Annotated in this window: 18 protein-coding genes; 10 read left to right on the forward strand and 8 right to left on the reverse strand. The window is 61.4% G+C overall.

What is annotated here, in order from left to right:
• Nucleotides 1–153 precede the first annotated feature (153 nt).
• From KYT97_RS14300 to KYT97_RS14310, 3 genes are read left to right on the forward strand one after another with little or no spacing between them, the layout of a single operon-like run.
• Nucleotides 154–1,602 carry an ABC transporter substrate-binding protein gene (locus KYT97_RS14300; protein ID WP_245006128.1) on the forward strand — a complete coding sequence of 483 codons (1,449 nt, stop codon included), beginning with the start codon at nt 154–156 and terminating at the stop codon, nt 1,600–1,602.
• Between the two features lie 32 nt (nt 1,603–1,634).
• Nucleotides 1,635–3,872, forward strand: a complete 2,238-nt coding sequence (locus KYT97_RS14305; protein WP_219112655.1) for an arylsulfatase — start codon at nt 1,635–1,637, stop codon at nt 3,870–3,872.
• A 55-nt stretch (nt 3,873–3,927) separates the two neighbouring features.
• A complete protein-coding gene (locus KYT97_RS14310; RefSeq protein ID WP_033237001.1) occupies nt 3,928–4,845 on the forward strand; it encodes a LysR family transcriptional regulator in 918 nt (305 codons plus the stop codon).
• A 2-nt stretch (nt 4,846–4,847) separates the two neighbouring features.
• On the opposite strand, the gene KYT97_RS14315 is transcribed toward KYT97_RS14310, so the two are convergent.
• From KYT97_RS14315 to KYT97_RS14330, 4 genes are read right to left on the reverse strand one after another with little or no spacing between them, the layout of a single operon-like run.
• Nucleotides 4,848–5,900 (reverse strand): CaiB/BaiF CoA transferase family protein, encoded by a 1,053-nt coding sequence (locus KYT97_RS14315; RefSeq protein ID WP_116103675.1) that lies wholly within the window; start codon nt 5,898–5,900, stop codon nt 4,848–4,850.
• On the reverse strand, nt 5,897–6,853 hold the full coding sequence (locus KYT97_RS14320; protein ID WP_033237003.1) for an LLM class F420-dependent oxidoreductase: 957 nt from the start codon (nt 6,851–6,853) through the stop codon (nt 5,897–5,899). The genes KYT97_RS14315 and KYT97_RS14320 overlap by 4 nt, the downstream gene beginning before the upstream one ends.
• Entirely contained in the window at nt 6,838–7,266 is a 429-nt protein-coding gene (locus KYT97_RS14325) for a cobalamin B12-binding domain-containing protein (RefSeq protein ID WP_033237028.1), read from the reverse strand. Before KYT97_RS14325 ends, KYT97_RS14320 begins: the two co-directional genes overlap by 16 nt.
• Complete coding sequence (locus KYT97_RS14330; protein ID WP_033237029.1) at nt 7,266–8,843, reverse strand: methylmalonyl-CoA mutase family protein; 1,578 nt, start codon at nt 8,841–8,843, stop codon at nt 7,266–7,268. The genes KYT97_RS14325 and KYT97_RS14330 overlap by 1 nt, the downstream gene beginning before the upstream one ends.
• A gap of 70 nt (nt 8,844–8,913) precedes the next feature.
• Between KYT97_RS14330 and KYT97_RS14335 the strand changes: the two genes are divergently transcribed.
• Together KYT97_RS14335 and KYT97_RS14340 are read left to right on the forward strand one after the other, a co-directional pair.
• Nucleotides 8,914–9,741 carry an SDR family oxidoreductase gene (locus KYT97_RS14335; RefSeq protein WP_045064808.1) on the forward strand — a complete coding sequence of 276 codons (828 nt, stop codon included), beginning with the start codon at nt 8,914–8,916 and terminating at the stop codon, nt 9,739–9,741.
• A gap of 89 nt (nt 9,742–9,830) precedes the next feature.
• Complete coding sequence (locus KYT97_RS14340; protein WP_219112657.1) at nt 9,831–10,889, forward strand: alpha/beta fold hydrolase; 1,059 nt, start codon at nt 9,831–9,833, stop codon at nt 10,887–10,889.
• A gap of 8 nt (nt 10,890–10,897) precedes the next feature.
• On the opposite strand, the gene KYT97_RS14345 is transcribed toward KYT97_RS14340, so the two are convergent.
• Nucleotides 10,898–12,010, reverse strand: a complete 1,113-nt coding sequence (locus KYT97_RS14345; RefSeq protein ID WP_245006129.1) for an Rv3169 family protein — start codon at nt 12,008–12,010, stop codon at nt 10,898–10,900.
• The gene (locus KYT97_RS14350; RefSeq protein ID WP_245006130.1) at nt 11,995–13,119 is read right to left on the reverse strand and encodes a phosphotransferase family protein; all 1,125 of its coding nucleotides are present in this window, start codon (nt 13,117–13,119) and stop codon (nt 11,995–11,997) included. Before KYT97_RS14350 ends, KYT97_RS14345 begins: the two co-directional genes overlap by 16 nt.
• Nucleotides 13,120–13,280: 161 nt before the next feature.
• Between KYT97_RS14350 and KYT97_RS14355 the strand changes: the two genes are divergently transcribed.
• Nucleotides 13,281–13,904, forward strand: a complete 624-nt coding sequence (locus KYT97_RS14355) for a TetR/AcrR family transcriptional regulator (RefSeq protein WP_045064816.1) — start codon at nt 13,281–13,283, stop codon at nt 13,902–13,904.
• Here the strand turns inward: KYT97_RS14355 and KYT97_RS14360 are convergent.
• Nucleotides 13,894–15,156 carry a vWA domain-containing protein gene (locus tag KYT97_RS14360; protein ID WP_219112659.1) on the reverse strand — a complete coding sequence of 421 codons (1,263 nt, stop codon included), beginning with the start codon at nt 15,154–15,156 and terminating at the stop codon, nt 13,894–13,896. The two genes, KYT97_RS14355 and KYT97_RS14360, sit on opposite strands and share 11 nt — an antisense overlap.
• A gap of 118 nt (nt 15,157–15,274) precedes the next feature.
• Here KYT97_RS14360 and KYT97_RS14365 point away from each other — a divergent pair, with 118 nt between their 5' ends.
• The 4 genes from KYT97_RS14365 to KYT97_RS14380 all read left to right on the forward strand — a co-directional run bounded on the left by KYT97_RS14365 (nt 15,275) and on the right by KYT97_RS14380 (nt 17,867).
• A complete protein-coding gene (locus KYT97_RS14365; protein ID WP_219112661.1) occupies nt 15,275–15,778 on the forward strand; it encodes a MarR family winged helix-turn-helix transcriptional regulator in 504 nt (167 codons plus the stop codon).
• An 11-nt stretch (nt 15,779–15,789) separates the two neighbouring features.
• Entirely contained in the window at nt 15,790–16,860 is a 1,071-nt protein-coding gene (locus KYT97_RS14370; RefSeq protein ID WP_172937616.1) for an LLM class flavin-dependent oxidoreductase, read from the forward strand.
• Complete coding sequence (msuE, locus tag KYT97_RS14375) at nt 16,857–17,420, forward strand: FMN reductase (RefSeq protein ID WP_172937617.1); 564 nt, start codon at nt 16,857–16,859, stop codon at nt 17,418–17,420. The genes KYT97_RS14370 and msuE overlap by 4 nt, the downstream gene beginning before the upstream one ends.
• A gap of 72 nt (nt 17,421–17,492) precedes the next feature.
• Entirely contained in the window at nt 17,493–17,867 is a 375-nt protein-coding gene (locus tag KYT97_RS14380; protein WP_095887071.1) for a CD225/dispanin family protein, read from the forward strand.
• Here KYT97_RS14380 and KYT97_RS14385 read toward each other — a convergent pair.
• Entirely contained in the window at nt 17,864–18,997 is a 1,134-nt protein-coding gene (locus tag KYT97_RS14385; RefSeq protein WP_141485113.1) for an alpha/beta hydrolase, read from the reverse strand. The genes KYT97_RS14380 and KYT97_RS14385 overlap by 4 nt on opposite strands.
• Nucleotides 18,998–19,121: the final 124 nt, after the last annotated feature.

The following is a 19,121-nucleotide window of genomic DNA, read 5'->3' on the forward strand; positions in this document are numbered from 1 at the left end:
ATGACTCGAGCGCAGCGAGTGTCTTTGAGAAAGTTTCGACCCACACGGCAAGCTAGAACGACACTAGTCTTGGCGTGTGCGGCGGTGCTCTTCCTGAGTGCTTGCGGCGGCGGAACTGCTGTCGATCAAACATCGACCACTGCAGGAGATCCGGTGGCAGGCGGCAGCGCACCGCTCACGTACAACAGCGAGCCTCGCACCCTCGACCCTGCAGCACTGTCCAACACGTGGGCACACCAGGCGGTTCTGGGCAACGCACTGTACGGAACGTTGATCGTCAACAACGCCGATACCCTCGCGATCCAGTACAAGATGGCCACGGACTTCTCTACCACCGACGGTGGCCGGACCTTCATGTTGAAACTTCGCCCGGGGCTTCAGTTCACCGACGGCACTGCGCTCGATGCCGCTGCCGTGAAGTTCAACTGGGACCGATTGCGCGACCCTGCGTTGGCATCGACGTCGCTCCGACAGGCCGCGCAGGTCGCGAGCAACGATGTGGTGGACGCAACCACACTTCGCGTCACCATGACCTCCCCCAGTCCGCACTTCCCGCAGAACCTGCTCGCCGGCGCCATGAACTGGATAGCCTCACCCACGGCACTACAGAAAGGACAGGCGGCATTCGACGCGGAACCCGTCGGAGCCGGTCCATTCACCCTGACCAAGTGGATGCGCCAAGATGTCATCGAGCTGTCGAAGAACACGGGTTACTGGGACGCGCCACGTCCATACCTCGACAGCATTACCCTCCGCGCCGCGAGCGATAACGCTCAGCGACTCAACGCGGTCACCACGGGCGCTGTCGACGTCGCAGCAGAAACGAGTTGGGCGAACCTCGCAAAGGCAGAAGAGGCCGGATTCCCCACTCAGACGGTGCCACTCGGCGGCGGCCAGTTCATCGGAATGAATTTCCGCCGAGCACCTTTCGACGATCCCAGGGCTCGCCGGGCAGTCATTCTCGCGATCGATCCGGAATCGGTCAATGTCGCCGTGTACAACGGCAAGGGGCAAGTTCCCGCCACCCTGTTCCAGAAGAACTCCCCCTACTTCACCGATATTGCGCTGCCGAGTCCGGACAAGGTCGAAGCTCAGAAACTGTTCGACGAACTGGCAGCAGAAGGCAAGCCTGTCTCCTTTGCCTTCACCACCTACCCGACGCCGGAAGCCAAGGCAACGGCCGAGAGCGTCCAGGCCCAGTTGAGTGCATTCGAGAACGTCGAAGCCAAGATCGATGTCGTCGACTTTGCTGCCGCCACGGCGCGCACCGCGGCGCACGATTTCGATATGACCATCACGTCTGCGCTCATCCAGGATCCGGATTCCGGTCTGTGGAACGCCTTTCACTCGACCTCACGCGGAAACACGATCGGCGTCGACGATCGAGAGCTCACCGCTGCGCTGGACGCCGGCCGCGTTGCCGAAGACCCGGCTGCGCGCAAGGAAGCGTACGAAACAGTGCAGAATCGTCTGGTCGCATTGAATCCCGGGATCTGGTACGTGCGGTCGTCACCGTCCGTCATCACCGGCAAAAATGTACATGGCGCGCAGATGTACGGCCTTGGATCTTCACTACCCGAGGAACTCTGGTTCCAGAACTGACCTGTCAACACACCGTTCACCGAAGGAGTGGGATGTCCGCGAATGCGCACAGCCGCAAGGCACCAGAAGGTTCACCCAACGTCGTCGTCATCGTTCTCGATGATCTGGGCTTCGGCCAATTCGGCTGCTACGGTTCGGATATCGAGACTCCGAACATCGACAAACTGGCCCAGGGTGGACTGCGCTACAACCGATTTCATGTTACCGCTCTGTGCTCGCCGACGCGTGCCGCCCTCCTGACCGGGCGCAATCACCATGCCGTTGGAATGGGGTTTCTCGCCGATATCCCGACGTCGGATCCCGGCTACACCGCCAAGATTCCGCCGGAAGCGGCAACCGTCCCCCGCATCCTGCGTGACGCTGGGTGGAACACGATGGCCGTCGGCAAGTGGCACCTCCTCCCGTCCGGTGAACGCAGCAGCGCCGGACCGTACGATCGGTGGCCGTCGGGACTTGGCTTCGAGAAGTACTACGGTTTCCTGCGCGGCGACGCCAACCACTGGGCTCCCGAGTTGGTCCGCGACAACTCGTACGTAGATCCTCCGAGCGGACCCGAGGACGGCTATCACCTCACCGAAGATCTTGCAGACGAGGCTATTCGGATGGTGGTCAACCAGCAGGAGTCGGCGCCGGGCAAACCCTTCTTCCTCTATTTCGCCACCGGCGCCATGCATGCGCCGCACCATGTCGAGAGGAAATGGGCGGACGACTACGCCGGTCAATTCGACCTCGGTTGGGATCGATGGCGCCAGAACGTCTTCGAGCGGCAGGTGGCCGAAGGAATCGTCCCCGCCGATACAATACTGACGGAGCGACCGTCGTGGGTTCCGGATTGGGAGCAGCTCACCTCTGACGAGCGGCGCCTGTACTCACGTATGCACGAGGTGTACGCCGGGTTCCTGACACACACCGACGCTCAGATCGGCCGCGTCGTGGACAGTCTCGAGGAATTGGGGATCCTCGACAACACACTGATCTTCGTGATGTCAGACAACGGCGCCAGTGCTGAGGGTGGGGTCGCCGGCACATCCAACGAACACCGGTTCACGCACCGCATTCACGACAACATCGAGGAGAGTCTCGATCAACTCGAGGATTGGGGCGGAATTCACGGATACCCGCACTACGCCTGGGGTTGGGCCTGGGCCGGTAACACTCCGTTCCAACTGTGGAAGCGATACACCTGGCTCGGCGGTACTCGTGTCCCGATGATTGCGCACTGGCCCAAGGGCATCAGCGCTGCCGGCGCGGTGCGTGGGCAGTTCGCGCACGTTATCGACGTCTTCCCCACAATCTTGGAAGCCTGCGGCGTCACCGCTCCCGATACAGTCGGAGGCGTCGCACAGCAGTCGGTCGACGGGGCAAGCCTGCTGTCGACGTTCAGCGACGCATCTGCTCCCGACCCGCGGACTGTTCAGTATTTCGAGATGCTCGGTTCACGATCGATCGTGGCGGACGGGTGGAAGGCAACAACCAATCACGTGTCGATGGGTGTGATGGACGAGGAACTGCTGATGGAGGGCAGTCGCGATTTCGACAACGACCGTTGGTCGTTGTTCAACCTGGAATCGGACTTCTCCGAAGCCAACGACGTGGCCGACGAATTCCCCGACGTCGTAGCGAAACTCGAGCAGCTGTGGTTCACCGAGGCGGAACGGAACAACGTCACACCGATCGCCGACAACCTGCGGGGCCGCACTGCAAGCATTGTGCCGCGGGACTATCCCGTCGGCTCGGACATCACGCTCTACCCGAAGGGCGGTCCGGTATCGGACGAGGCGATTCCCCGACTTTTTGCAGGCGGGCGTATCACCGCCGACGTCGATGTGGCAGCCGAGAATCCCGAGGGCGTTCTGTTTGCTCTCGGAGATTGGACCGGTGGTTTCGCGGCGTACGTCTGCGACGGGGTCCTTACCGTCACGGTGGCGACGCCGGGCGGGGAGATCCTGCTCTCCGCCGATCGGAAACTCACCAGTGGACGTCATCAGCTCGGGTGTGTTCTCAGTCCTGTACCCGAAGGCGGTGCGCGCGTGCAGATTTTCGTCGACGGCAACATTGTCGGGACCGGGCACAGCGATCATTCTCTGCCCCATGCCTGGCAACACGGCGGCACATCGATGACGCTCGGGTACGACCGCGGCCTCCCGGTCAGTAACAGCTACCGTCCGCCTTTCGCGTGGAACGGAGTGCTGCACCAGGTTCGGATCGAGGCCGGTACGCAGATCATTCCGGAGAAGGATGTCATCAGAATCGCGCTCCAGGTCGAGTAGCGGGGCACCGTTCTACCTGCCGGGACACGACATCCCGGCAGGTAGACTCGCGCGCATGGAAGTACAGCAACTCCGCTGCATCGTCGCCGTTGCCGACTACGCCCATTTCACCCGCGCCGCACAGTCTTTGCACCTCACTCAACCGGCACTGTCCAATGCCATCGCGAAGCTCGAGAAGGAACTAGAGCTCAAGATTTTCGTTCGGACCCCGCGCGGGGCGGAAGTGAGCGTGGACGGCGCCAGAGTTGTCGATTCAGCCCGGCGAGTGTTGCACAGTCTCGGCGAATTGAATTCCGTCGTCGACAGCATCAAAGGCGTCACGACGGGTGCATTGCGGATCGCCACACGCCGGACGTTCATGCGTACGACTACCGAGTTGGTGCGACGCTTTCACGAGAAGTACCCATTGGTCTCCATCGACGTCACGGATCCGATGACCGACGAGGAGGTCTTCGACGCTGTCGATCAAGGCAAGTGCGACGTGGGGTTCTGCCGGATCGGCGGACGTTTACCCGGGCTCGACTTCCAGGTCTTGTACGAGAGCGAACTGGTGGTGCTGAGCGCCGCTACTGCCGACGACTGCCCGCCGAGAGTTCTCAGTTGGCCCGACGTCGCGGAGTTGGAGTTGATCGCACCGTCTGCGGGCAGCCCTGTGCGGGTGGGGTTGGAGCGTATCTTCATCGAACAGTCATTGCAGATGAAGGTCTGCATCGAGAGCGAGAATTTCGAGTCACGCGTGGACATGGCACGAATGGGTTTGGGTTCCACGATTGCAGACCGAGTATCGGTACTCGGCTTGCCGGGGTTTCGAATCGACTCCATCAATCCCCCGATTCCCACGAAGATCGGAGTCATCAACCGAAGTCACTCGGTTCCCCCGACCGTGCACGCATTCAAATCCCTTGCGCGAGAATATTTCACGGACAACTTTCCGCAAGTAGCGCAATTCGAGCTCGGTGCACGGCCGGCGTGACATCAGATCCGAGCCGGAATGTCCCCGTGCTCACCGAGCAGGGGCGGCGGGCCGTACTCGGGTTCGTAACCAGCGACGCGGATCGGACTCCCGACCAGACGGTAGTCCCCGGCCGTCACTATCGCCTCCGGAAGCGCGTTGAGCGCGTCAGGTAGTGAACGCACTGCAGATGCGGGCACTCCTAATGGGCGCAGGCGAGATTCCCAGTTGGCTGCGGTGTCCGTGGCCAACACTTCGGTAACGGCGCCCAGTACCTCGTCTCTGCGCTCAGCTCGCTCAGCCATCGTCTCGAATCCCACGATGCCGGCTTCGCCGGCAAACGAGCGCCAGAAACCGTCGTGTGTGATGAACAGTGCGAGGTGTCCGTCTGCCGTCGGAAATAGTTGAGCGGGAACATAGTACGAATGCGCGCCTGAAGGGAGTCGACGCGGCTCCACACCGTCGTTGAGGTAGGACGACGCTCGATAGTTGAGCTGCGAGAGCATGACGTCTTGCAACGACACCTCGACCTGTCCCCCACTACCCGATACGATCTGCGCCAGAAGTCCAAGAGCCGCAGTAAGTCCGGAGGAATTGTCTGCCGAGGAGTATCCGGGAAGCGTCGGCGGACCGGACGGGTCCCCGGTCAGCGAAGCTACGCCGGTTGCTGCCTGAATGACGTAGTCGAAGGCAGGATCGTCACCGGCGGCCAGCCCGAATCCGGTAAGTGCAACGCATACGATTTGTTCGTTCCATTTACGCAGAGCCTCGTAGGTCAGGCCGTACCGGTGGATGGCCGACGGTTTCAGGTTTGCCAGCAGCGCATCGGATTCCTCCACCAATTCGCCGAGTCGCGCCTGCCCGGCCTCTGTCGTGAGGTCGATGCAGATACTCCGCTTGCCGCGATTGAGGCTCGCGAAGTAAGAATCGCTGACCTGGCGCGATATGTCTCCACTCGGCGGTTCGATCTTGATGACATCTGCGCCGAGATCAGCCAGCATCATGGTCGCGTACGGTCCGGCGAGCATGTGCCCGATCTCGAGGATCCGGATGCCTGCCAGCGGCCCGGAGGTCACCGGAACTCCGCTGCGATCTGTGCGATCACTTCGCGCGTCCGGTATTTGGAGGCGATCAGCTCGTCCCGGTTGTCACCGATGGGGAGTAGTCGCATCGAAAGATCGGTAACCCCGGCGGCCTCGTAGCTGCGGAATCCCTCGAGTATCGCATTCTCGTCACCCACAACGCACAGATCACCAATGTCCTTGGCGCCACCCTTTTCCAAGAGTTTCTGATAGTTCGGCGACACCTCGGCTTCACCGAGGATCCGGTTGGCTCGCTCGCGCGCTTTGTCGACTTCGGACGGACTGCACAGACAGACCGGGATGCCGGCGATGATGCGCGGATCGGGACGGCCGGCGTCGGCTGCTGCCTTGCTGATCCGAGGAACGACGTGATCTTCGATCGCACGCTGGTCTGCCATCCACAGTATGGTTCCGTCGGCGCGCTCGCCGGCGATCTTCAGCATGACTGGTCCGAGAGCGGCAACCAGAACTGGCATCGGAGATACGGGACCGATCTCGAGCGGATTGTGGACCGTGAACGTCGAGTTCTCCACGTCTACCGGACCGGGGCCGTTGAGGGCAGCGGCAAGGACCTCGAGGTAGTCGCGGGTGAGCCCGGCCGGCTTGTCGTAGGGCAAGCCGAGCATGTCCTCGATGATCCAGTGATGCGACGGACCGACACCGAGCGCCAACCGCCCGTCGGTTGCTGCGTGTGCCGAGAGTGCTTGCCGCGCCAGCGCAATCGGATGTTGTGCCTGCAGCGGAACGACAGCTGTGCCGATTTCGATTCTCGACGTCCGCGTGCCCATCAGGGACACAGCCGTCAACGCGTCGAAGTCGCTGGGAACCTGCGGCACCCAGACACTGTCGAGACCGGCGGCCTCGGCCCACTCCACGTCCGCCATCATGCGGGCGACCTTCTTCGCGGAGTCGCCCCGCTCGGGGCCGATCATCACTCCGATGCGCACGGTTCCTCCAGATTTGCTGTTGCCGATGTTTCAGTCAATGCGCGTACTCCGCTGACCAGCTCTTCCAGTGAAGCGCCGGTGGGAAACACTGCCGAGGCACCGGCCTCGAGCAGGCGCGGCACATCCGACTGCGGGATTGTGCCTCCTACAACAACTTTGATGTCTCCTGCGTCCGCAGCCCGAAGAGCCTCGACGGTTCGAGATGTAAGCGCGACGTGAGCCCCGGAGAGAATACTGAGTCCGACAACGGCCACATCTTCTTGCAGCGCAATGGTGACGATGTCTTCGACCGTCCGCCTGATACCGGTATAGATAACTTCGAATCCGGCGTCGCGCAACGCTCGTGCGACGATCTTGGCACCACGGTCATGGCCGTCGAGGCCTGGCTTTGCAACAAGTACGCGGGCGCTCATCAGAACACCACCGGCTGCTGGAATTCGCCCCATACTGCCTTGAGGGACGAAACCATCTCGCCGACTGTGCAGTACGCGTTGGCGCAGTCGATCAACTTGTGCATCAGATTGTCCGTTCCTTCCGCTGCTCGGGACAGTGCCGTCAGTGACCTCGCCACCTCGTCAGGATCACGGTCCGCTTTGACCCTCGCGAGCCGTTTCAGTTGCAGCTCACGCCCTTCGGCGTTGAGCTCGTAAGTCGAAATCTCCGGCGCGGGTTCCTCGGAGACAAACCGGTTGACACCGACAACCGGCTTTACGCCCGATTCGACGTCCTTGTGGAGTTGGTAGGCCTCATCGGCGATCAGCCCCTGCAAATAGCCGTCCTCGATGGCTCGAACCATGCCGCCGTGCGCCTCGAGATCCGCCATGATCTCGATGAGCCGCTCTTCCGTTGCGTCCGTAAGGGCTTCGACGAAGTAGGACCCACCGAGCGGGTCAGCCACCCGCGTCACGCCGGTCTCGTAAGCGAGGATCTGCTGGGTACGCAGGGCCAGCGTCGCAGACTCTTCACTGGGAAGAGCAAACGGTTCGTCCCAGGCCGCTGTGAACATGGACTGGACGCCGCCGAGTACCGACGCCATGGACTCGTACGCCACACGCACCAGGTTGTTCTGCGCCTGCGGCGCGTACAGCGACGCGCCACCGGCGACACAACCGAAGCGGAACATCGACGCCTTGTCCGTGGTGGCGCCGTAACGCTCCCGGACGATGGTGGCCCAACGACGGCGTCCGGCACGGTATTTGGCGATCTCCTCGAAGAAGTCGCCGTGCGTGTAGAAGAAGAACGAAATCTGCGGCGCAAACTCGTCGATGGTCATGCGTCCACGCTCGACCACTGTGTCGCAGTAGGTGACACCGTCCGCGAGTGTGAAGGCCATCTCCTGGACGGCGGTGGCGCCGGCATCACGGAAGTGCGCTCCGGCCACCGAGATTGCATTGAACCTGGGCACCTCGGCGGCGCAGAACTCGATGGTGTCGGCAATCAACCGCAGCGACGGCTCCGGGGGCCAGATCCACGTACCTCGGGAGGCATATTCCTTCAGGATGTCGTTCTGGATTGTCCCGGTGAGCTTCTCCCGCGGAACACCCTTGCGTTCAGCAGCAGCCACGTAGAACGCCAGCAGAATCGCGGCCGTTCCGTTGATCGTGAAACTGGTGCTGATCTTGTCGAGCGGGATGTCCTCGAACAGCACCTCCGCGTCGGCAAGGGTATCGACGGCTACACCGACGCGCCCGACTTCTTCGGTGACCTCTGGGTCATCGGAGTCGTAGCCGCATTGGGTGGGCAGGTCGAGGGCAACCGAGAGTCCGGTGCCGCCTTGCGCGAGGAGATAGCGATAGCGAGCGTTGGACTCTTCCGCGGTGCCGAACCCGGAGTACTGCCGAAAAGTCCACAAGCGCCCTCGATATCCCGAGGAGAAGTTGCCGCGGGTGAAGGGGTACGCGCCCGGTGCGGGCGGATCGACAGTCCTGTCCTCCGGTCCGTAGACCGGAGCGAGAGGGATGCCGGACGAGGTTTCCGTGAAGTCGTTCATCGTTGAATACGGTACTTGCAAAAAATGAGAATGCCAATACCATTCCAGAGAACGAGAACTTAGGAGAACGATGCCCAGCCAGAACGCACTCACCGATCGCACCTTGGTCATTTCCGGCGGAAGCCGTGGAATCGGCCTTGCCATCGCCACCGCAGCAGCCAAGTACGGAGCGAACGTCGTTCTGCTCGCCAAGACAGGCGAACCACACCCGAGACTTCAGGGAACCGTGCACACAGCCGTCGAAGGCATCCAAGCTGCCGGCGGAAAGGCCGTTGCCGTCGTCGGCGACGTCCGAAAAGAAGAAGACGCCAGGCGCGCTGTCGCCGTCGCGGTCGAGAATTTCGGTGGCGTCGACATCTGCGTCAACAATGCGAGTGCAATAGCCCTCGAAAGCACGGAAAACCTGCCGGCAAAGAAGTACGACCTCATGCAGGAAATCAATTCGCGAGGCACGTTCCTACTCACACAGGCCGCCCTGCCACACCTGCGCGAGTCGGAAAACGCACACATCCTCACCATCGCACCACCGGTGAACATGAACCCGTACTGGCTCGGCGCACACCCCGCATACACGCTCTCGAAGTACGGAATGAGCCTGCTCACCTTGGGCTTTGCGGCGGAATTTGCCGACGCCGGCATCGCCGCGAATTGCTTGTGGCCACAGACGTACATCGCCACTGCAGCGGTGGCCAACATGGCCGACGGAGACAGCCTGCTGTCCTCGTCACGTAGTCCGGAAATCATGGCCGACGCGGCCGTCGAGATCTTCTCCCAGCCGTCCACGAAGACCACCGGCAACTGCTTCATCGACGCCGATGTACTCATCGAGTCGGGAATCACGGACCTGTCGGTCTACGGCGGCGGCGACAATCCGCAGCTTGATCTGTTCCTGGACTGATTCGAACACACTGCAGCGGGTGTATGTGATCGTAGGTAACATACACTCGTTGTGGCCGAAGCACGGCTGCCGACTGCGAGGGGACAGCTGTGTTGGATACGAGGCGTTTGATCACGAGTGCTCGTAACGCGTGGGGTCTGTCCTTCGGCGACGGAGTCGAAGGGCGCCGGCGCACCCCGTCCACCCTGATCTCCGAAGGTCCGCACCGCGATCTGTACCGCTTCGGAGAAATCCAGGGACGACCCGTACTCCTGGTGCCCCCGTTGGCTGTCCCCGCATATTGTTACGATCTCCGGCCCGGCCAGAGTCTCGCTTCCCATCTCGTTCGAGGTGGACATACGCCGTACGCGCTCGACTACGGAACGATGCAATACACAGATCGGCACATGGGATTTGAATCCTGGATCGACGGCATCATCCCCGATGCCATACGTGCGGTCTCCGAATTGCACGACGGCACAGATGTTTCCGTCATCGGCTGGAGCCTCGGTGGAACCATGACGCTGTTGACCGCGTCGGCTCACTCCGACCTGCCGATAGCGTCGATCACAGCGATCGGCACCCCGGTCGACTACACCAAAATTCCCACAATCAGCCCACTTCGGCTGATCGGTGGATACACCGGCGATCGCCCACTCACGACGGCCATCGATCTGATCGGCGGGCTTCCCGCTCCCCTGGTGCAAGCTAGTTATCGCGTGACCGCGCCGCAACGGGAACTACTCAAGCCGTGGTTCATCGCCAAGAACCTGCACAACACCGAGACCCTTGCCCGCATGGAATCGATCGACACCTTCATGGCGGACATGCCCGGCTACCCCGGGCGGGCATTCAGGCAGATCTGTAGGCAACTCATCCTGGGAAACGGGTTGTACAAGAACACAATCGTTCTGGGAGGCCGAAGCATCGACCTGTCCGAACTGAATGTGCCGGTACTCGCCATCGGCGGAACATCCGATGTCATCGCACCCGCCGCCTCGGTGGCGGCAATCCGGTCGGTCCTGACCGGATCACCGTCCGTTCGATTCGAGGAGGTGCCGGGAAGCCACCTCGGCATTGTGGCCGGCCCGACGTCAGAGAACTCCACCTGGGCGCACATCGACAGCTTCTTGAAAGACGTTACCCAGCAGATGGTTACGGCTCTCTAGATACACGTTCACTTCGCCATGTCGAGCCAACCCACAAAGCCGGACGGGTCGTGGCGCCCCATGACGGCGTGTTCGAACATGCCCCACCCCTCGGACCCGTTGCAGGTTGCCCGCGCGATATGGTCGATTGTTCCGTAGGGAAGCTTGGCAACGATCGCCGGGTCGGTGAGGTCGTACACCGACGACGAGCTCCAGTTACGACCGCGCCATTCTCCATGCGTCCAGTCGCTGTCGCCGCCGTAGCCGGCACCGACGTTGAGAGCAACAAATCCGATGGTGTCGATATCGACAACCAGAGCCTCGCCGGCCGGCGTAGCCAAGTGAATACGTGCGCTCTCGGGATGCCTGGTTCCGGGTCGGTACGCGATTTCGGTACGCGGCCAACCCAATTGCTCGACTCGTCCGTCCGGGAAGGTCCGCGTCGCGTGGCTCAGAGTGCGGTAGCCGTCGGGGCTTTCCTGCACGATGATCATCAACGCAAAATCGTCGAATCGAAGCGGCACATACGTCCACCAGTGACCGCCGGGAGGTTCGTCGCCCATGCGGCCCGCTGGATCCGGCTCGCCGACGGGTCTGATCCCCCACGAGCGGTCACGACTTCCCGTCCACACTGCCGGATCGACGGCAATGTCGGTGCCGCGCACGCTCATCGTGCCGGACCAGCTTCCGACCTGCGCAAAGCGGGTGGCGTCGAGGATCGCTCGCGGACCCGACATCAAAGTGTGGTGTTCCTCGAGAACCGAATCGAAGGCGCCCTCCCATGTCATGTCGAAAGCAAGGTCCTCGTGTTCGCAGACAACCCGCAAGGTCTGCAGCGGCTTGATCACCTCGACCCGGTACCCACCTACTTCGGTCTTCGTCGACGCACCGTCGTGTGCATCCGAAAATCGCACTGCTACTTGCGTATCACCGGTGCGGACGGTGGCAAATGCGTCGACGACGCCGAGGTTGGGGTACACCCCGAGTCCGGTCACGAGGAAGACGTCCCCGGTGCGGTCGTGGGCGTTGAAGTAGCACCGGTCGTAGAAATTGCGGTCCGTGCTGGCAACGCGCGCCATCGACAGCGGCGCCTGGTGCACTGGGTATTCGTCCAGATCGATCGGCTTCATTTCTTGTCCCATTCGTAGGTTCCATCGATGAGGTCGGCAAGCATGCGGTGATGCAGTACGTATTCGTCGGGATTCTCCGGAGCCTCTATCTCCCCGAAGTGGATTCGACGTCGAGCGATCTGCGACATGACGATTCCGTGCCGCAACGCCGCGTACACCAGATAGAAGTCGAGGTCACGAACCGTCACACCCGTCGCCTGCTCGTATTGTGCGACTACGTCTTCGCGTCGGAACATCTTCGGCAGTCCGGGCATGGAGAACTGTTCCGCCAGGTCCTGGAACTGACGGTGGAAGAATATGAACCAACCGAGATCAACTTCGCGCGGCGCCGCGGCTGCCGATTCCCAGTCGAGGACCGCGACCGGAGTGGTCCCTTGGAACATGATATTGCCAACCCGAGAGTCACCCCAGCACAACACATCTGCACTCGGCTCTTTCGGCCAGTGGGCTTCGAGCCATTCGAAAGCAGCTTCCAACAGCGGGATTCGTAGTCCGTCGTCGCGGCGGGTCCAGTCGTAGTATGCACGCTCGCCCTCGAAGTGTCGGCGCAGGCCTGACATGCCACTCAGAAAGGGCAGTTCTGCGCCGATTCCGTGAATCCGCGCCAGAATATCGATACTGCTCGACTGAACACGCGCCTGGTCTTCACTGCTCGATTCCAGAAGCCATCCACCAAATACGTAGGGCGGGTTGTCCACCGGGACTGCACCGGTCACTCGGTCCATGACCAGGAACGGGGTCCCGAGGGCTTCTGGCGAGGTCTCGACCCAGCGAACGTGCGGGACGGGCACGTCACTTCGCTCGCGTACCGCGGTCAGGACGTCGAACTGATATTGGAGGTCGTACGTGGGGAAAACAGGAAATGCCGAGACCTCAGGTGCCAGTCGCGCCACCAACTGTGCCGACTGCGGGGCTCCTTCCTCGGTCCAGTCCAGATCGAACAGCACTGAGACACTGGACATTCCCGAATGAGCCGGCCTGCTCACGTTGTACACACGCACATCGGTGGCGGCGCCGAGCGTTCCGACAAGCCACTTTTCGAGTTGCGCAGAGACAACCTCGAGGTCGGTCTCCGTTGTGGTGATCGACGCTTCCACGTCGTCCGGCATGCTCGTTGTCACTTCAGGGAGCCTTCCTTCACTTGATTCACGTTCGCGCCGCATCTTCGACTCCGAGAAAATCGCCGGCAGCGTCAAAAGTTCCGTGATTGGGCTAAACTTTCTGTACTGCAGGCCAAATATAGACTTGAGTTTAGTTTTGTGGAAGGTTTTCGGGAGAATTGATGACCGACGAACAGATGCCGCTCTCACGCCGCGAGCGCAACAAGTACGAGACACGCCAGCGACTCCTGAGCGCAGCCCGCACATTGTTTGCCGAAAGGGGTGTAACAGGTACGACGATCGACGACCTCGCCGAGGCAGCCGATGTCTCGCGCGCGACGTTCTTCAATTACTTCCCCAGCAAGGATGCGGTGGTCTCGGCACTACACGACGGCCACATGCAGAAGCTGGGCGTTCTGATCGACGGACTGCTCGAGCGTGAAATGACGACAAATGAACGGATTCGCCTCGTCCTCGAAGACGTCACCGACGCAACGCACAGATTCAGGGAGTACCTCCGCGCCGGCGAACTCGAGCGAGACCCGGCGCGCGAACAGATCAGTCCCGAACGCACCGAACAGTTCCACGATCAAATCCGTCGACTACTCGATCGCGGAATCGTCGACGGCGAAGTGCGCACGGACTTCTCGGCCCATTTTCTCGCTCAGACAGCTGCTGCCGTGTATATCTCATCGGTTCAGTACTCGCGGCCGCCAGCAGCCGACAACACGGATAACACCGGCAGCTTCGACGACGCTCTACGTTTCATCGCCGAAGCACTCGAACCGCGAGACGCTATCTCGTGATTCCGGCTGCGACGGCACTCTTGTGCCAGTCCGGGAATTCGCTCAACAACCGTGAATAGAGCTCGGAGTCGGAAACGGAATCGATGTCGTCGAGTGCAAAGAACCCGGCGTTGTCGACCACTCGCCCGTCCATGTCGTCGAGCTTCTCGAGCACTCCGTACTTGGCCTTGCCGATCCCGACGAACTGCCAGAACGCCGGTAGCGCCGACGCGTCGCGCATCAGAGCCGTAATTTCCCGACGCTCGGTGAATCCTCCGTCGGTGAAGAAGAGGACAAGCGTTGGCGCCGTACCGGAGCGCAAGCCGGAGACGATTTCCGTCATGATCGGAATTTCGCGGTTGGACGCACCGATCGCGTCGTAGTCGAATCCGCCGTGCGATCCGCGCAGGTGGAGGTATTCCTCCGACCAGGATTCGGCGTCGTGCACCGATATCTCCGGAAGTTTGTGGAAGCCAACCGCATACAGGTACGGCTCGAGCTTGCCGTCGTCGTCGAGCTGAATCGCGACGGGAACCATTCGCTCGACGACCCGGTGAACCACCTTCGACCTGTACTGCTTGCTCATGCTGCCGGTTTTGTCGATCACCAGGATCACGCGGGCGCGGATTCCGTTGCCGCCCTTGGTCAACAGCACCTTCGCGACTTCGCGTTTACGAAGGTCGAGCTTCTCGCGCTTGACCATCGACAGCTTGGCTTCGTCGGGAACGCTGCGAATACCGTCCGTCGACGCTTCTGCAGGCTCATCGTCGACCGAGACCCCGAAAGTCGTTACCAGGTCCGCCAATCCCCCGTCCCACCCGGCTGAGACGTTGCGGATCTTCCATGCCTCACCGCGGCGGTAGATCTCGACCAGCACAGCCGCCCGTTCGGTGGTCAAGCCCAGCGCAGGGGCAGCGATCCGTTCACCGCCTGCCTGATCGCCCCCTGCCTGATCAACCATGGCCCCCAACTGCGGCACGTCGGCAAGAGCACCGGACACATTGCCGTCGAGCGCGACCGCAACGCTGAGCATCATGATGTCGGCCGGCACGCCGGCGCTGTCGATCTCGACAACTCCTCCGTCGCTCAGCCGTACCGCACCTTCCGGCGAATTCGGCTGATTGAAAAAGATGAAATCCGCGTCGCTGCGGACCTTGTTGTTGCCGTCGAGCTGGAAAACCATCAGGTCGACGCTGCCAGGTGCGGCACCCGTCACCGCCACTCTCAGCGTGTGTCCGTCGACCGTTGTGTTCGCTCCGCGTACCAACTCCATGCGGGAACACTATCGAGATCCGGACCTCTCAGAGCGTTCGGGAATAGATTCCGCCCTCCCAGCGTAATAGTTGAGTAAGCAATACTTGCGTAAGCAAATAAATCGAGGAGCGAGGGCGATGGACCAGGACAAACAGACGCGCGGCCGGGTGTGGCGCAATCTTGTCGTCGCGCACAGCGTCATCCTCGGAAAAATGGAGGCTGACCTGCGCGCAAGCACCGGGCTGACGCTCGGTCAGTACGACGTACTGCTGCGACTGCACGAAGCCCCCGGCAATTCACTGCGTATGGGCGACCTCGCCCAGCAAGTCCTGGTTACCACCAGTGGCGTCACCCGAGTCGCGGATCGACTAGTCAACGCCGGACTGGTAGAGCGGGTGCGCCCCGACGCCGACCGACGGGTCGTCACGGTCTCGATGACACCCGCAGGCAAGGAAACTCTGCGAGCCGCATCTGCCATTCATTCGCGCGGAATAGCGGAGTACTTCGCCGACCTGGTCGAAGCGGAAGAACTTCCGGTCCTCGATCGCTTCTTCAGCCGCCTCGCGGCTCACCACACCACAACAACTGACACCTGTGATGTCGGCGGCACGCGCCTCCCCATCACCCCCGCGACACGATAGAGAGAATCACCATGGCATTCGAACTCGGCATCTACCATTTCGGCGAACTCACGCCCGACCCCGAAACCGGCAAGACGATGAACCCCGGTGTCCACCTTCGACATTTGGTGGAGCAGGCAACCGTTGCCGACCAGGTCGGGTTGGACGTCTTCGGAGTCGGCGAGCATCATCGGACGGACTTCGCGGTCTCGTCGCCCGCTGTGGTGCTCGCCGCGATGGCGCAGGCCACCGACTCCATCAAACTCTCCAGCGCTGTCACCGTACTCAGCTCCGACGATCCGGTCCGCGTCTTCCAGCAGTTCTCGACGCTCGACCTCCTGTCCGAGGGACGAGCGGAGATCATCGCCGGACGCGGGTCCTACACCGAATCGTTCCCACTGTTCGGATACGACCTGTCCCAGTACAACGAGCTTTTTGCCGAAAAGCTCGATCTGCTCCTGAAACTGCGGGACGAGAATCCGATCACGTGGGAGGGACACCTGCGTCCCAGCCTCGTCGACGGTGACGTAACACCTCGGCCTGACCGTCAGATCCCGGTGTGGATCGCTGTCGGCGGCACCCCGGCGTCGGTAGTTCGGGCAGCCAAGCTGGGACTTCCGTTGTCGCTGGCCATCATCGGCGGTAGTTACCAGCAGTTCGAGCCCTTTGTCGACCTGTACCGCCGGGCCGCCGTGGAGTTCGGCCACGACCCGAAGAACCTGAAGGTTTCGATTGCGTCGCCAGGCTTCGTCGACACGTCGAAGCAGGCCGCTCTCGATACGTCGTACCCGTACTTCCAAGCCGGTTGGATGCAGAACCACCACCAGCGTGGCAACGGAGTTCCCATGCCGCGCAGGGCATACGAAGCGCAGGCGACAACAGCCGGAGCCTTCTTCCTCGGTGGTCCGCAAGAGATCATCGACAAGACAATGGCGCAGTACGAACTGTTTCACCACGACCGGATCATGATCCAGATGGGTTTCGGCAACGTTCCCCAGAAGGACATGCTCCGAGCCATCGAGATCCTGGGCACCGAAGTCGCTCCCGTCGTCCGCAAGGAAATCGAATCCCTGACACCAACCGAGAAGCAGGACAACTCATGACAACACCCCTGAAAGTTGTTGCCGTTGTCGGCAGCATGTCCAGGCCGTCGAAAACCCGGGCACTGGTCGACCTCGTCATCGAGACGATGGGAGACGTCGAGCAAGTCGACGCTCGGGTGATCGAGATCGTGGATCTGGTTCCCGGCTTGGCCGGCGCACTCGATCGTGACCACGTCGACGCAGCCACCGCCGACGCGCTGAACGCGGTCGAAAACGCAGACATCGTGATTGCGGCGTCGCCTGTGTTCCGCGGTTCGTACACCGGAATGTTCAAGCATTTCTTCGATCTCGTCGATCAATATGCTCTCGCGAACACGCCTGTCATTCTCGCGGCAACCGGCGGAAGTGATCGGCATGCACTGGTTCTCGACCAGGCACTGCGGCCACTCTTTGCGTTCTTCCAAGCATGGACTGCTCCTGTCGGCATCTATCTCAGCGCCGGTGATTTCGACGGGACGACCATCCTCAACCCTGAGGTATTCGAACGTATCGACATGGCCGTCAAGGACGTTCTTCCGGTAGCCAGGTTGCTCGCGGATCACACACCGGTTTCCGCCTAGTTGGGTTACTCCGATGATTCTCGAGCTGAATCGCAGTAGCGTCGAGGAGAACCCTCATGTCAGGAGCCCATCATGACAAGTTCGGAACAACCCCCTCGGTCGCAACCCACCGCTGCGCAACCCACCGCTGCGCAACCCACGTCTGCAGCCTTCCCGCGGAACCCCGACCGCCCACCGGTCAATGCCGGGTGGGCGGTGGTGTCCTTGCTCTTCTTCTGGCCGCTGGCCTTCTCGGCTTTCAACCACGCGTTCAACGTGTATCCGTTGTGGGCGGACGGCGACGCGGACGGTTCACGCTACGCATCGGACCGGGTCAAGAGGCTTGGACAGATATCACTCGTGATAGCGGGCGGGCTGCTGTTGATCTTCGTCATCCTGTACGCGATCGCGGCAATAGTGTGGTTCGCGCAGACCGGCGACAGCGATTTTCATCGCCGCATGCGCTAGCGCATTACTCGCTGCGTGAACTCGACAGTCTGATCCATCGATGCAATCACGGACTGACTGTGGGGGACTCCCTGGATTTCTTGATACTCGAATTGCGTACCTCTGGAACGTAGATCGACGAGTTGCGCCCAGGTGAACGGAATGGGAAGTGTTGTGTCGGCGGTGGACTGAACGATGCGCAACGGCCGGTCGTAACCGTCGACCGGAACCTGAAGCATCTCTCGCATCAATTCGTAAATGTGTGGCGTCCACAGCGATTGAGAAAAGAGAGCGCCCAAGGGAACCCTCTCGCTTGCAACAGTCTTACCGATATCGACCGCACACTGCGTCGCAGCCTTCTCCATCCACGAAATTCCGAGGGGCGAAAGATACTGTCGGACATTCTCTTCCGGACGCTGATCATCGATCCCACCGAGAAGGTAGAGGACATAAACCACGAGTCCGGGAATACCCAACTCCGGGAACAACGGGCCACCGAGCGGGAACAACCCCTCCAGGTGAGTAGGTCCGGCAACAACCACTGTGCCCCGGAAATCCAATTCCGGTGCGCGGGAACTTGCTTCATGGCCGGCGAAGTAGGCAGCATGCCCACCTTCCGACAGACCCGCCACCATCCAGCGTTCGTCCAGCACGTCGCCGTACACCTCGTGCGCGGCGCGAACGATGTCGATTGCGTTGGCACCCGCGGCTGGGCCGTCGAGGTAGGCCAGAGCGCCCTCGGTCCCGAGTCCCGAGTAGTCCGTCGCCACAACTGCGTAGCCCTCCGCCAACCATCGCTCGATGGGGCGTCGTTCGGTCTCGTAGAACCCGGCCACCGAAGGCGCGCAGCGATCAGCGCTGCCCACCGTTCCGTGGGCGTACGAGATCACCGGCCACCCACCCGTCGGCGGTGCCCCCTCCGGCAGGAATATCGAACCCGACGAGATTCCTTGCCGATCGGCCGTCCGAAGAGTTCGGTAGACAATCTGTTCGGAAACGGCGGCTCCAATCGGTAGCGTCGCCGCGGCGAGTGGCATATGAGAGACAACCGATCCCGCGATCGGTTCTTCCGCGCGCGCAACTGTCGCATTCAGTGACAGCGCTGTACACACAACCACCAGTGCCGCGCCGACCCTACTCGAACAGCCCATGTTTTCTTTTCTCCATAACAATGCCCATGACGTGTACTCGGACATCCCATCATCTGCCATAACAGCCGTGAATTGTGGAGCTTCGCGGCGCGAGGTTCCGATTTCGATCGCCGGCGCATCGGTC

Source organism: Rhodococcus globerulus (assembly GCF_019334125.1).
GTDB classification, from domain to species: domain Bacteria; phylum Actinomycetota; class Actinomycetes; order Mycobacteriales; family Mycobacteriaceae; genus Rhodococcus_F; species Rhodococcus_F globerula.